Below are 13,934 nucleotides of genomic sequence, written 5' to 3' on the forward strand. Positions count from 1 at the left end.
TAGATCACAACGGGTCGTTAAAGAGAGTCCGATCAGGTGAAAGCGGGCCGACCAATAATGATTGAAGATGAGCTCGGAGTTCGTTCAGGGGTCAATAGGCTACCTGAGCCGGTAAGCGACCGATATCTCGCCCAGTATGTCCGTACTGAATGAGACTGTCATTGTGAGATGGCAGTGAAAATGGGTGGTACCACGAAACGCCTTCGTCCCATGATTTCCTAAACTAATCGGGAAATCGGGATGAAGACGTTTTTTGTTTTTAAGGAGGAATCATCATGGCAGTCAATGCACGCAACGGTTTATTGAAGTTAACGTCACGCTGGAACAACGAAGCAGTCATCAATCCAAAAGAGATTTTAATTTTAAATCTGATGCCAACCAAAGAAGCAACGGAATGGCAGTTTCTGCAGCGCCTGCGAGAGACCCAGATCGACTGCACGGTGACGTTTCTGTATCCGGCCACCCATCGTTTTCGTCATACCAGCAGTAAAATAATCAAGCAGCATTATGTCTGTCTGGACCAGATTCGCCAGCGATGTTTTGATGGCCTGATTATTACGGGAGCGCCAGTCGAATGTCTGCCGTTTGAAGCCGTTGACTACTGGGATGAGTTTAAACAGATCGTTGAATGGGCTCACGATCACGTTAAATCGATCATTTATGAATGCTGGGCAGCTCAAGCAGGACTTTGGAATGATTTCGGCTTACCCAAGCAGAAAATGAGCCATAAGCTTTTTGGCGTTTATCAAGGAACCGCAAGCTGTGATTCAGCGCTTTTAAAAGATCTCAATACGATCAAGATTCCGCAGTCTCGGCATACCAAAATTGAACTGCCTAAGCAACTGCCAGCAGGGTTAAAGATACTGGCCGCCAACCAGACGATTGATCCTTTAATCTATCAGGCTGATGAAGGGCACTCGATCTATATTACCGGACATCCCGAATACAGTGCCGATACGCTCGACAATGAGTATCGGCGTGATCAGCAAAAGGGAATGGCCATTCAGCCGCCGAAAAACTATTATGTTGATCAAAATCATCAAGACATCGACTATTCGTGGCGGCAGCCTGGAATTCAGCTTTATCGCAACTGGCTCAATGGCTTAGCTGGCTAGTGATCAGCCATCGATTTGACCGTGAATGTGTTAGAATAAAGACCGAGTCTAATTAAAGAGGTCAAAACATGCGCGAATATCAAAATACGATCCAATCCTTGAATGCCATGGTTGATGATGGCATCGTTCCTGGCATCAGCTGGGCAATCTTTGAGGGCAAGACAACCTTAAAAAACGTGGCCGGTCTGGCTCAGCTGCAGCCAAGCAAAGAACCACTGATCGATGGCATGCTCTATGATGTGGCATCACTGACCAAAGTCGTGGGTACCGTTCCCGTGATCATGCAGCTAAAGGACGCGGGACTTTTGGACTGGGATGATCCGGTCGTCAACTGGCTGCCAGAGCTGAATGATGATCGAGTTACGATTCGCAATCTGCTTACGCACACTTCCAGCATCGAAGGCTATATTCCGCATCGCGATGAGCTGCCGGCCGCTGAGCTGACTAAAGAAATGCTCAACACTCTGCGCGTTGGCCCCAATTTAAATAAGCAGATCCGCTATGCTGACGTTGGCTTGATCTATGCTGGCTGGATTGCCGAAAAAATCCTGGGTGAGCCGATTCAAAAAGCAATTACGGAACGGATCTTAGGACCGCTGCAGATGAATGATACGACGTTTTTCCCGGATCCGGCCAAGTGCGTGCCAACCGAGATTAAAAAAGAACGGGGATTGATTCGCGGTCAGACGCATGATCCTAAAGGCTATGTCTTAGGCGAGCACTGCGGCAGCGCGGGAATGTTTGCCACGCTGGATGATCTATTGAAGTTCAGTCATGCCTTGCTTGAAACGAATCTGGATGGACTGGTCGAACTGGCAACGATCAACAGCCTGTTTTATGATCAGACGCCGATGAATGGCGAGCATCTGCGCAGCTTTGGCTGGAAACTGTTCCATTCGCGCAGCTGCGATCATCATTTTGTTATTTCGCATACTGGTTATACGGGAACGTGGATGGTTTTGGACAAACAGACTGATCAAGGGATGATCGTCTTGTCCAATCGCGTTCATCCAAGTGCCGACAATCAAGCCTTCCTGGATGCCAGAGATCGCTTGTTTGCAACGTATCTAAATGAAAAGGACCAGTAAAAAAACGTCACGCAGCGCTGCGTGACGTTTTTATTATTGATTCTGCATTGAATTTTTAAGATTGTCCATTCGTTTGATGACCAGCGTTTCAAATAAAACCAGCAGGCATCCAAAAGGCAGCACCCAGTTGTCAGGCGCAATCAGCAAGAGAATAATCAAAAGCCAAGAGCCCCAGTTCCATTTGCTTTCAACGCGCATGGTGCTAGCCAGCCGCTGCTTTAACTGAGAATCACGGGCCAGATCTTGGTTACCGCGCAGCCAGGCATATAAGCGAAATTCCCAAAAGCTTTCAACAATAAAGATAATCGTGATCAAAGTAGCATAGAGATCATCATTAATCATTTATTCACCATTCCTTTGACTAGAAGGTCGGCTTGATTTCCAGGGCCTCTGCCTGACTAAAATCGGCAGCGGGATATTTGTGATGCAGGGCAGCCAACAGGATCTTTTTGGCGATTTCACCGTTGCGCGTCAAGATTGGTCCGTGGAAATAAGAACAATAGACGTTTTTGTAGATCGCACCCTCGCTGCCATCCTCGCCATTGTTGCCGTGACCGGAAACGACCTTGCCCAATGGACGCTCACCCTTGCCCAGATAAGTCTTGCCGTTGTGATTTTCAAAGCCATGGTATTCTTGCCCAGTTTCTTCATTTTTAATGGTAATGTCACCAATAAAACGGTTATGATCCTGACTTAGCGTGTAGTGATCCAAAACGCCCAGACCGGGAATCTTTTCACCGTTTGCGCCAACATAGTAGTGCCCCAGGAGCTGATAGCCGCCGCAGATCGCCAGCAGCGGTTTGCCGTCATTGATAAATTTTTCGATTCCAGCTTTCTTGTTGGGCAGGTCTTTTGAGACAACCAGCTGCTCATAGTCCTGGCCACCGCCAAACAGTGCTATGTCAAACTCGTCAGGATTAAATTCCTCATCAATACTGACAACCTTAACGGCAATGTCGGCGTCCATCTGTTTGGCATAATAGCGCAAGGCGATGATGTTGCCAACGTCGCTGTAGGTGTTTAGCAGATCTCCATAAAGATGGGCCAGATTCAGATGGTACTTGGTCATTAGTCCATCCCTCCTTTAATGTATCCTTTTTCGGCCAATAGTTTACGGAGCTGTAAAACGGCCGTATAGCTGGCTAAAACATAAACGTGATCAGTCGGCAGATCCTTGATTTTGGTCAGTACGCTGGCAAGTTCTGGTTCTTTCCAGATCTTGTCGACGCCGGCCATCGTCAGCCGCGTGGTGATATCCTTGTAGCGTTCGCCGCCAGTCATATACTGCTTGATGTCATGCTGAGTCAGCTTTTCAAAGTCGCCGTCCCAGATCCAGCTGGTGTCGATTCCATCGGCGTAGTTGGCGTTTAACAAAAAGACAAAGCTGAATGGTTCAGGATCAGTCTCGATCATATCAAGAACCTGATTGAGGCCAACGGGGTTCTTGACCAGAATCAGCGTCGTTTTTTTACCATCGATGTTGATCTCTTCTTGGCGCCCAAAGACTCGCTCGTCGGATTCAAAGGCATGCTTGATCTGTGATTGACTGACGCCTAGGAAGCGGCCAAGCGCATAGGCTGCCAGCGCATTGTAGATGTTGTAGAGACCACCGATTTCAATCCGGTATTCCTGGCCGTCAAGTTCAAACGTCGAGCTGGTTGGCGTCAGTTTTCCCAGCTTGGTGACGGCATAGTCAAGCTTAGGACGCTTAAAGCCACAATGAGGGCAGAAGTAGTCGCCCAAGCCAGCGTAGGTGATCAGGTGGTAGTGCAGAATGTGCTGACATTTAGGACAAAGCAGACCGTCAGTATTGGCTGGCGCTCTCAAGTCATCGTGATGCTCATGGTTAAAGCCGTAATAGATAACGGGGTTTGGCAGGTTCTGCGTGTTGAAGAGCTGCTCGTCACCATTGGCAATGATTGTGGCTTTTGGTGCCATCCGCACGCCCTTGAGAATTTTTTCATAGGTTGTGTAGATTTCACCATAGCGGTCCATTTGATCACGGAAAATGTTGGTAAAGACAAAGGCAACTGGCGTGATATAGGAGGTGACGATGGCTACGTTGGCCTCGTCAACTTCCAAGACAGCCAGCCCTTTTTGCTTTGGCTTGGGTGCGGTGATAAACGTCGTAACGATTCCCTGCTTCATGTTTGAGCCGGTGGGGTTGGTCAAGACATCGCTGTATTTTTCGCGCAGGACGCGGACGCTTAGTGCAGTCGTCAAGGTCTTGCCATTGGTTCCAGTAACGATGACCAGATCATATTTTTTAGCAAACGACTGGAGAATGTCGGGATCCAGCTTTAAAGTAATCTTGCCTGGCAATGAGCTGCCGCCGTGCATGAAGGTATGCAAAAACCAATAGCTGGAGCGGCCAGCAAATTCGGCAAATGAGCTTTTCAGTGACATAAAAAAATCCTTCCGCAAAATAATTTTTAACTTATTATAGTACCGGTCAATTTTAAACTTTGCATCAAAAAAAAGAAAGTCATCATGCTCAAATCATCTAAAAGGTCCACAGCAGCGATAATTTGTGATAAAATTTTATACTTGTGTCGACTGAATTGCAGCCTTGAGTCAGACGGTTTAAAATAGGTCTGATTTTCGGTATAATTTAGTTACTATTGCAAAGAAAAGGTGAAAGAGCGTGGCACAGTTATTCTTCAAGTATGGCGCGATGAATTCCGGCAAGTCGATCGATGTCTTAAAAGTAGCTCATAACTACGAAGAACAAGGCAAACCGGTTGTTTTACTGACCAGTGGCGTGGATACGCGGTCAGGGCGGGGGACGATTGCCAGTCGAATTGGTCTGGAAAGAAAAGTCCACCCAATCATGAAAGACACCAATGTCTATGAATACGTCAAAAACATTGACCAGCGCATTTACTGTGTCTTGATCGATGAGGCTCAGTTTCTGTCCAAAGAGCATGTCTTACAGCTGACGCAGATCGTTGATGAATTAAACATTCCCGTCATGACGTTTGGCTTGAAGAATGACTTTCGTAATGAACTGTTTGAAGGTTCCAAATATCTTTTGATCTATGCGGACAAGATCGAAGAAATGAAGACCATCTGCTGGTTCTGCCCGCATAAGGCAACCATGAATCTGCGCATGCTTGATGGTCATCCCGTTTATGAAGGAGAACAGGTTCAAATCGGCGGCAACGAGTCGTACTACCCGGTTTGCCGCAAGCACTACTTTCACCCGCTGCTGAATAAGAAACAGGAGAAATAATCATGGAAATGGAAGAAATCTTTGACAAGCTTCAAGCGGTTGCCGATCGCTATGATGAGCTCAATGAACTGATCAGTGATCCAGAAGTGATTGCCGACACGGCACGGTTTATGAAATTGTCCAAGGAAGAGGGAAGCCTGCGTGAAACCGTTGAAAAGTACAACGAATATAAACAGGTAACGCAAACCATTAAAGATGACGAAGAAATGCTTCGCGAAATTGATGATCCTGATCTAACGGCGATGACCAAAGATGAGATTGCCTCGTCTAAAGAACGGCAGGCCACGCTGGAAAAGGAATTGGAAGTGCTTTTGATTCCTAAAGACCCAAATGATGACAAAAACATCATCATGGAGATTCGTGGGGCCGCTGGTGGAGACGAGGCCAGTCTGTTTGCAGCTGATCTGTACGACATGTATCTGCGCTATGCTGAAAAGCAGGGCTGGAAAGTTGAAGTCGTTGACAAAAACGAAACTGAAGTCGGCGGCTTTAAGGAAATCTCTTTGCTGATCACTGGCGATAAGGTCTACTCCAAGCTGAAGTTTGAAAACGGTGCACACCGAGTTCAGCGGGTGCCGGTAACGGAATCGGCTGGTCGAGTACACACGTCAACGGCAACGGTCGGCGTAATGCCTGAAGCTGAGGACGTGGAAATTGATATCGATCCTAAAGACATTCGTACCGACGTTTATCGCTCATCTGGTGCCGGTGGTCAGCACATCAACAAGACTTCCTCTGCCGTTCGGATGACGCACCTGCCAACGGGTATCGTTGTGGCGATGCAAGACGAGCGTTCCCAGCAGCAGAACCGGGCTAAAGCCATGCGGATCTTAAAAGCGCGGGTTTACGACTACTATCAGCAAAAAGAACAGAGTGCCTATGACCAAAAGCGTAAGGATGCAATTGGGACTGGGGATCGTTCTGAACGAATCCGGACCTACAACTATCCGCAAAACCGGGTTACCGACCACCGTATCGGCTTGACGCTTAACAAGCTGGATAAGATCATGGCTGGCGATCTGGATGAGATTATCGAGGCATTGATCATTGCCGATCAAACCAAGAAACTGGAGCAGCTGCGCAATGAATAAACCAACCGGTGAGTCTTGGAACTATTTTCAGGCTCAGCGCTGGGCAGCCGAATACTTGAAAGAACGCGGATTGGATCCGCAGACGCCTGAGTTTATTTTGAAAATGATTCATGACTGGAACACGACAACGCTTTTAATGCATAATCGCGATCGCATGCCATCCGAAGAAGCAGTGCGGTTTCGGCGGGCAATCGAGCGGGTGGCCGATCATGAACCGCCGCAGTATGTCGTTGGCAAAGCACCGTTTTATGGGCGAATGTTTATCGTCAGTCGCGATGTCTTGATTCCAGAAAGCGAGACTGAGGAACTGGTCGAGTGGGTGTTGGCCGCGATGCCAAAAGATAAGCCGCTGCGTGTTTTGGATTTGGGAACCGGCAGTGGTGCGATTGGGATTACGCTAAAGCTTGAAAGACCGCTTTGGCAGGTAACGCTTAGCGATATCTCAGCTGGCGCCTTGCGGGTAGCGACTGCCAATCAGCGTCTGCATGGAACTAATCTGCCAGAAATCGAAAGCGATATGTTTGCTAGACTGGCAGATCAAAAATTTGATTTGATCGTTACTAATCCGCCATATATTGCAACGTCGGAAATCTCTTTGATGGATAAGGCCGTTTTAGACTATGAGCCGCCGGTTGCTCTGTTTGCAGATGAGCATGGTCTTGGCTTTTATCATCGGCTGTTTGAAAGCATTAGCGATCACTTAACGCCGCACGGTCAACTGTTTGGCGAAACCGGATTTGGCCAGGAACAAAGCATTCAAGATCTTTGTCATCAAGTTGCGCCACATGCTCAAATCGAAACTCGTCATGATATGGCCGATCGTATGCGGATGATTCATGCATGGAACTTTTAAGTTTGGGAAGGAAGCACGATTTTGGAAACAAGAATTTTTAAGCTGAATGAAATTGATCAAGCAGCTCAAGCCATTAAAGATGGACAGTTAGTGGCTTTCCCAACTGAGACGGTCTACGGTTTGGGTGCCGATGCTACTAATGAAGCCGCGGTCAAAAACGTCTATCTTGCTAAAGGGCGGCCCAGCGACAACCCTTTGATCGTTCATGTCGCATCGATTGAAATGGTTGAACGGTACGCGGCTGAGATTCCGAACAGTGCGCGTCAGCTGATGAAGGCATTTTGGCCCGGCTCATTGACGATTATTTTAAAGATCAAGCCAGGCTCGCTTTCAAAAACGGTTACGGGTGGACTGGCAACCGTGGCCTTTCGCTACCCTGACTGTCAGCCGACGCTGGACCTGATCTTAAAAGCCGGCGTTCCGATCGTTGGCCCATCTGCCAATACGTCAGGAAAGCCTAGTCCGACAACGGCTCAGCACGTCTTTCATGATTTGAATGGCAAGATTTTCGGGATTCTTGATAATGGTCCGACACGGGTAGGAGTTGAGTCAACGGTACTGGATCTGTCGACGCCACAGCCCGCCATTCTGCGTCCGGGTGCCGTTACCAAAGCTCAGATTGAATCTGTGATCGGTTCAATCGACTTGGATCAGCACCATGTTGGGACCAATGAAACGCCTAAAGCTCCAGGGATGAAGTATCGCCATTATGCACCAGGCGTTCCAGTAGCCATCGTTGATCCGCAGACGAATTGGCAAAGCGTTAACTCCTGGATTGCCAAGCAGCCATCTAAGGTTGGAGTGATGGCTGCAAAACAGATCCTGGATGCATTCAGCTGGCCGGATAATGCCGTCATCTACTCGCTTGGCGAAGACGTCAGTGATGCCAGTGCACATTTGTTTGCCGGATTGCGATTCTTTGACGATCAAAAAGACGTTGCCTCCATTCTGGTACAGGGTTTGGATGCAACCGGTCTGGGCGCAGCCTACATGAACCGTCTGAATAAATCGGCTGGCGGCAAGCATTTTGAGGCACCGGTCAAATAATTGATAAAATTTGCTTTTTGCCTAAGCAACCAGGTCCGTTTTTGGTACAATAGTTGAGAAACATTTAAGGAGAGTTATATATTCATGGGCAAGTTTGAAGTTATTGAACATCCACTGGTTCAACACAAATTAACGATGATTCGCGACAAAAACGTTGGGACTAAGTTTTTCCGCGAAACGGTCAAGGAAATTTCAACGCTGATTGCTTACGAGGTTTCCAAGAACATGCCGCTTAAAGAAGTTGAAATCAAAACGCCAATCTGCAAAACGACGCAAAAGGAACTGGCCGGCAAGAAGGTTGCTATTGTGCCAATCTTGCGGGCTGGTCTGGGCATGGTTGAAGGATTCACTGATTTGATTCCGGCAGCCAAGATCGGCTTTATCGGCATGTACCGTGATGAAGAAACGCTTAAGCCACATGAATATTTCGTCAAGCTGCCAAGCGATGTTTCGGAACGTCAATTATTCGTTGTCGACCCAATGCTGGCAACGGGTGGTTCGGCAGTTGATGCAATTGGCGCCTTAAAGAAGCGGGGCTGTGAAGAAAAGAACATCAAGTTTGCTTGCCTGGTTGCTGCTCCAGAAGGCGTTAAGGCAATCCAAGCCGCTTATCCGGATGTTGACATCTACACGGCAGCTTTGGATGAACGCTTAAACGAGCAAGGCTACATCGTCCCAGGATTAGGCGATGCCGGTGACCGTCTTTTTGGTACTAAGTAGTCTGCTCTGACATTAAAGGTTCAGTCTGTGATCTGCTCACGGGCTGGGCTTTTTTATTTTGCCGGATAAAAGTCTTAACATTTTTTAACAACTGACGGTAAACGAAGCCAAACTTGTCAAAAATAGTAAAATGGTAGCTGATTGTTAAAATTAAATCCAATAAAGGATCTGAGAGAATGCAGAAATTAAAAGGTTCGGCCGGTTTTGCAAGGCAGTTTTTGATCTTGCTGGTTATCGGGCTGGGTGCGCTGCTGTTTACCTTTCATAATGAGGCTTTTTATCAGCGACCATTGGCAAAAGTTGAACAGGTGCATAACGAAAAAGCCGTTAAACAGACTGATGAGTTTAAAAACGTTGACTGGCAGACCAAACAGCACCTAAGAATTAAAATGCTGAATGGCAAATATCGCGGTCAAGTGCTCACGGTTACCAATACCTATTCTTATTCCGGTGCAATGGATCAGAGGTATCGAGTCGGCAACGAGGTTTTTTTGACGCGCGTTCATGAAAAAAATGGTAAGCTGCATGCTACCATTGCCGGCTATAAGCGCGATACCGTCATTGTTTTTTTAGTCTGGCTGGTAATTTTGCTGCTGTTGTTGATGATGAGAAGACAAGGCAGTTTAGCTCTGCTTAGTGTAATCGTCAATACGATTTTGTTTGTGCTGGCTATTGAGCTGGACCTAAAAATGCAGGCCGCGCACGTGCTGCTGATTTTTGGCGTGCTGGCACTGATTTTTACGATTGTCAGTCTGGTCATGATTTTAGGTTTTACCAGGCGGATGCTGGCTACCTTGGGGGCAACGGTTTTTGGTACGATTGCCGCAATGCTGATCAGTCTGCTGGTTTTTAATCTGACACAGGAACGCGGAATTTATTATGAGTCGATGCAGTATGTCACTCAGGTTCCGCGACCGCTCTTTTTGGCCGAGACGCTGCTGGGATCGCTTGGTGCTGTAATGGATGAGTCAAGTGATATCGTGGCAACGATTTTTGAGCTCAAACAGCTTGATCCAGCTACAACTAAGCGTCAGCTGTTTTTAGCTGGTCGCAGCGTCGGTCAATCCATTATGGGACCGCTGGTTAACGTCTTGTTTCTGATTTTTATGGCCGATACCTTTACCTCATCTTTGCTGTATCTGAAAAATGGCAATTCCTGGGGCTACACGTTTTCGATGAATATGTGTCTGGGTACCGTTCAAAGCTTGATCAGTGGAATCGGCATCGTTTTGGCGATTCCGATTGCCAGTGCATTAGCAGCGCTTTTATTAGGAAAGAAGGCAAAAGCATGAGTACGATTACGGCATTGGGACTGGTCTTGATGATTCTGATGATTTTAGTTGGCGGCAAGCAGGGATGGACATCATTTTTAAGCCTGCTGCTAAACTTTGGCTTTTTATATTTTGCGATCGTACTGATTGCCTTCCACGTTCCGCCATTGTTCGTAACGCTGACGACTGGAACCATTATCTTGGCAGTAACGATTTTTATGGGGGAGGATGATCTAAAAACAACGGTGACGGCTTTTTACGCGTCGCTGATCGTAATGGGAATTCTCCTGCTGCTGATTATTGGTGTTGAGCACTGGGCAATGGTACAGGGCTTTGGTCCCGAAGACAGTGAGGATCTGGAAGGAATGTCGATTCTGATTGGCATCAGCTATCTAAAAGTTGCCGTTACAACGACGATTCTAAGTACGCTGGGAGCGATTGCTGAAGCAGCGATGGCTGTAGCTGCGGGACTGACTGAGGTATTGAACGCGCATCCTGATATCTCGACTGCGCAGATTATGAAAAGCGGCATGGCAATTGGTGGACAGATTATCGGAACGACTTTTAATACTTTGTTCTTTGGCTTTTTTGGCGGTTTTTTAACGCTTTTCATCTGGTTTGCTGGATTACATTACTCATTTGGAACGATTATGAACAATAAGATTTTTGTTGCCGAGATGATAATGGTATTGACTTCTTTCATTGGAGTTTTGCTAACGGTTCCGATTACGGCTTGGATAATGGGGATACGCAAGAAGACGATAGTTGACAGCTTTTCTGAAAACAAGTAAGCTATAGTCTAGTAACTTGAATATCGGTCCTTTAATGAAATCCAGAGAGGTTTCCAAGGACGCGTTAAAATAATCATCCATCTTGTAGGTTGTTTTAAGGTAGTCTTTGGGCCGAGGCTCAAGGGCTATTATTTTTATCTGCATAGGAGTGTTTTTGAATGGCACATCGTGATGGCGTCGTTTTAGACGTTGATGAAAGGCCAGAATTTGGTCAGTGGGTTGGACTGTCATTGCAGCATATGTTCTCAATGTTTGGTTCAACCGTGCTGGTGCCGATTCTGGTTGGATTGAATCCAGGAATCGCTTTGTTCAGTTCAGGGGTTGGAACCTTGATGTATCTGCTGATCACACGTCACAAGATTCCGGCTTATATGGGATCGAGCTTTAGTTTTATCGTCCCAATGATGGCATTGATGAAATCAACGGGCTACCCAGGAATTGCTCAAGGTACGATCGCGGTTGGCTGTGTGTACTTATTGGTATCGCTGATCGTTACGATGATTGGCTCGGACTGGATTGATCGCGTGCTGCCGCCAATCGTGGTCGGCCCAATCGTGATGGTGATCGGACTTTCTTTGGCCAGCACGGCGGCTAAAGATGCTACGATGAACGGTACGCATTATGACCTGCGCTATTTTGCCGTTGCCATGCTGACATTGCTGGTTACGATTGCCTTTAACATGTTTTGCAAAGGTTTTTTGGGTTTGATTCCGATTCTGCTGGGGATCGTTTGCGGCTATGTGATTGCCTGTCTGTTTGGCATTGTTGACCTGACGCCAGTAGCTGCGGCACATTGGTTCAGTCTGCCTGATTTTCAGGTTCCGTTCGTGACCTATCAGCCGCATTTTTATTGGGGCGCGATTTTAAGTATGGCGCCAATTGCGTTTGTTACCATGACTGAACACATGGGGCATATCATGGTCCTTAACGAGCTGACCGAACGCAACTACTTTAAGGATCCCGGGTTGAACCACACTTTGGCTGGTGATGGGACGGCTTCAATTATTGCCGGCTTCGTTGGTGGGCCGCCAGTGACATCTTATGGAGAAAACATTGGCGTCCTGGCAATTACCCGCGTTCATAGCGTCTACGTTCTGGCAGGGGCTGCCTTGTTTGCCGTTTTCTTCAGTTTTGTCGGCAAGCTGAGCGCATTGATTGAATCAATCCCAGGTCCCGTTATTGGTGGGATTTCCTTCCTATTATTTGGTGTGATTGCCTCTAGCGGTCTGCGGGTCATGATTGAAGACCAAATCGACTTTAACAAGAAGCGTAATTTGATGATCAGCTCGGTAATTCTGGTGATCGGGATCGGCAATGCCTACTTAAAGTTAGGCCAATATCAGTTTTCGGGATTGGCGGTGGCAGCGGTCTTGGGGATTGTTTTAAATCTGATCCTGCCTGATGAGGCTGCCAGCGAACGTAAGAAAAACAACTAGACCAATTAAAAAAGAAACAAATGATGACGTTTTATCTCAAATGTCATCATTTTTTTATTTATGTCAATGAATAGATATAAATTATAAACAATTTATTAGGTTGGTTTATATATTATATTAACTCGAACTGCTTGCTGCGTAACGGATTGAACTGATGATGACGCTTTCTTTGGCTCTGATATTTTTTTGAAATTTTAATGAAATAATGCTATATTAATGATCGTAACTTGGGACAGTTCGTGGTTGTTTCAACGAGATGGAATCCAATTTACAAACCAAATTATTGTTATAAAGAAAAGAGGTGGAATATAAATGGGCGGTGAAGCTTATACTTTTAAGCTATTCGGCCTTACGTTCAATGCGACTAACGTAATTTCAGGCACCATTATTTTTGTCTTGGTCTTCTTTGTTTTATTTGGTCTTTCACGGCATCTGCAAATGAAGCCTAAAGGCGGTCAAAACGTAATTGAGTGGTTGATTGAATTTACAAACGGTATCGTGCGGGAACAAATGCCTGCATCAGAAGTTGGCAACTACAGCTTCTTGGCCTTCGTACTGTTTGCCTTTATCTTCTTCTCAAACCAGCTGGGTCTGATTTTCCAAATCGGATGGAACGGAAACGAGATTGTGAGAAGTCCCACTGCCGATCCAGTCGTAACGCTGACTTTCTCGTTGAGCATGATCATGCTGGCACACTTTGCCGGGATCAGCAAAAACGGTTTGAAGCACTACTTTGGCTCTTACCTCAAGCCATATGCTGTTATGCTGCCAATTAACTTGGTTGAGGAATTTGCCAACTTCTTGACGCTTGGTCTGCGGCTCTTTGGTAACATTTTTGCCGGGGAACTGCTGCTGAAGTTGCTTGGACAGATGGCCTTTTCACACGGTGTTCCAACGATCCTGGTCAGTCTGCCACTTGAAATTGTTTGGCAAGGCTTCTCAGTCTTCATTGGGGCTATTCAGGCTTATGTCTTTGTAACATTAACTACGGTTTATATTTCTCAGAAGGTTTCTGCTGAGGAATAAACATATCTTAAGGAGGATATAAAAATGGGTGCAATTGCTGCAGGTATCGCTGCTTTTGGTGCGGCACTGGGTGCCGGTATTGGTAACGGTTTTGTTATTAGCCACACGATCGATGGGATGGCTCGTCAACCAGAAATGTCTGGTGCACTGCGTGGTACGATGTTCATTGGTGTTGGTTTGATCGAAGCCATGCCTATCCTGGCCATCGTTATTGGCTTCCTTGTAATGAACAAGTAGTTCAAAATAACTAAAGCTATCAATTTA

At 46.6% G+C, this 13,934-nt stretch carries 15 protein-coding genes and 1 other annotated feature (1 of these 16 only partly in view); of the genes, 12 read left to right on the forward strand and 3 right to left on the reverse strand.

Translation table 11 applies throughout. The annotated features are described in order from the left end of the window. Nucleotides 1–214: a binding site (T-box leader), on the forward strand (it extends 22 nt beyond the left edge of the window). Between the two features lie 61 nt (nucleotides 215–275). Beyond that, nucleotides 276–1,115, forward strand: a complete 840-nt coding sequence (locus ABC765_RS02300) for a homoserine O-succinyltransferase (protein ID WP_347980627.1) — start codon at nucleotides 276–278, stop codon at nucleotides 1,113–1,115. A gap of 68 nt (nucleotides 1,116–1,183) precedes the next feature. Beyond that, nucleotides 1,184–2,203 (forward strand): serine hydrolase domain-containing protein, encoded by a 1,020-nt coding sequence (locus tag ABC765_RS02305; RefSeq protein WP_347980628.1) that lies wholly within the window; start codon nucleotides 1,184–1,186, stop codon nucleotides 2,201–2,203. A gap of 33 nt (nucleotides 2,204–2,236) precedes the next feature. On the opposite strand, the gene ABC765_RS02310 is transcribed toward ABC765_RS02305, so the two are convergent. From ABC765_RS02310 to ABC765_RS02320, 3 genes are read right to left on the reverse strand one after another with little or no spacing between them, the layout of a single operon-like run. Continuing rightward, nucleotides 2,237–2,545 (reverse strand): hypothetical protein, encoded by a 309-nt coding sequence (locus ABC765_RS02310; RefSeq protein ID WP_347952817.1) that lies wholly within the window; start codon nucleotides 2,543–2,545, stop codon nucleotides 2,237–2,239. Between the two features lie 19 nt (nucleotides 2,546–2,564). Then, the gene (locus ABC765_RS02315) at nucleotides 2,565–3,272 is read right to left on the reverse strand and encodes a glutamine amidotransferase (RefSeq protein WP_347952818.1); all 708 of its coding nucleotides are present in this window, start codon (nucleotides 3,270–3,272) and stop codon (nucleotides 2,565–2,567) included. After that, nucleotides 3,272–4,609 (reverse strand): Mur ligase family protein, encoded by a 1,338-nt coding sequence (locus ABC765_RS02320; protein WP_347980629.1) that lies wholly within the window; start codon nucleotides 4,607–4,609, stop codon nucleotides 3,272–3,274. Before ABC765_RS02320 ends, ABC765_RS02315 begins: the two co-directional genes overlap by 1 nt. Nucleotides 4,610–4,847: 238 nt before the next feature. On the opposite strand from ABC765_RS02320, the gene ABC765_RS02325 reads away from it, so the two are divergent. The 10 genes from ABC765_RS02325 to atpE all read left to right on the forward strand — a co-directional run bounded on the left by ABC765_RS02325 (nucleotide 4,848) and on the right by atpE (nucleotide 13,907). After that, nucleotides 4,848–5,435 carry a thymidine kinase gene (locus ABC765_RS02325; RefSeq protein ID WP_034541238.1) on the forward strand — a complete coding sequence of 196 codons (588 nt, stop codon included), beginning with the start codon at nucleotides 4,848–4,850 and terminating at the stop codon, nucleotides 5,433–5,435. 8 nt (nucleotides 5,436–5,443) lie between these two features. Beyond that, nucleotides 5,444–6,526, forward strand: coding sequence for a peptide chain release factor 1 (gene prfA / locus ABC765_RS02330; protein WP_347980914.1), 1,083 nt, complete (start codon nucleotides 5,444–5,446; stop codon nucleotides 6,524–6,526). After that, a complete protein-coding gene (gene prmC / locus ABC765_RS02335; protein ID WP_347980630.1) occupies nucleotides 6,519–7,379 on the forward strand; it encodes a peptide chain release factor N(5)-glutamine methyltransferase in 861 nt (286 codons plus the stop codon). Before prfA ends, prmC begins: the two co-directional genes overlap by 8 nt. Before the next feature lie 21 nt (nucleotides 7,380–7,400). Next, nucleotides 7,401–8,426 (forward strand): L-threonylcarbamoyladenylate synthase, encoded by a 1,026-nt coding sequence (locus ABC765_RS02340; protein ID WP_347980631.1) that lies wholly within the window; start codon nucleotides 7,401–7,403, stop codon nucleotides 8,424–8,426. Nucleotides 8,427–8,510: 84 nt separating this feature from the next. Beyond that, nucleotides 8,511–9,146 (forward strand): uracil phosphoribosyltransferase, encoded by a 636-nt coding sequence (upp, locus tag ABC765_RS02345; protein WP_347980632.1) that lies wholly within the window; start codon nucleotides 8,511–8,513, stop codon nucleotides 9,144–9,146. Between the two features lie 176 nt (nucleotides 9,147–9,322). Next, nucleotides 9,323–10,438 carry a YibE/F family protein gene (locus tag ABC765_RS02350; protein WP_347980633.1) on the forward strand — a complete coding sequence of 372 codons (1,116 nt, stop codon included), beginning with the start codon at nucleotides 9,323–9,325 and terminating at the stop codon, nucleotides 10,436–10,438. After that, entirely contained in the window at nucleotides 10,435–11,208 is a 774-nt protein-coding gene (locus ABC765_RS02355; RefSeq protein WP_347952823.1) for a YibE/F family protein, read from the forward strand. Before ABC765_RS02350 ends, ABC765_RS02355 begins: the two co-directional genes overlap by 4 nt. A gap of 158 nt (nucleotides 11,209–11,366) precedes the next feature. Continuing rightward, a complete protein-coding gene (locus ABC765_RS02360) occupies nucleotides 11,367–12,644 on the forward strand; it encodes a solute carrier family 23 protein (RefSeq protein WP_347952824.1) in 1,278 nt (425 codons plus the stop codon). A gap of 312 nt (nucleotides 12,645–12,956) precedes the next feature. Then, entirely contained in the window at nucleotides 12,957–13,670 is a 714-nt protein-coding gene (atpB, locus tag ABC765_RS02365) for a F0F1 ATP synthase subunit A (protein WP_033934401.1), read from the forward strand. A 24-nt stretch (nucleotides 13,671–13,694) separates the two neighbouring features. Continuing rightward, the gene (atpE, locus tag ABC765_RS02370) at nucleotides 13,695–13,907 is read left to right on the forward strand and encodes a F0F1 ATP synthase subunit C (protein WP_006500291.1); all 213 of its coding nucleotides are present in this window, start codon (nucleotides 13,695–13,697) and stop codon (nucleotides 13,905–13,907) included. Nucleotides 13,908–13,934 lie beyond the last annotated feature (27 nt).

This window comes from Limosilactobacillus sp. WILCCON 0051 (genome assembly GCF_039955095.1).
In the GTDB taxonomy this organism is placed as follows: Bacteria; Bacillota; Bacilli; order Lactobacillales; family Lactobacillaceae; genus Limosilactobacillus; species Limosilactobacillus allomucosae.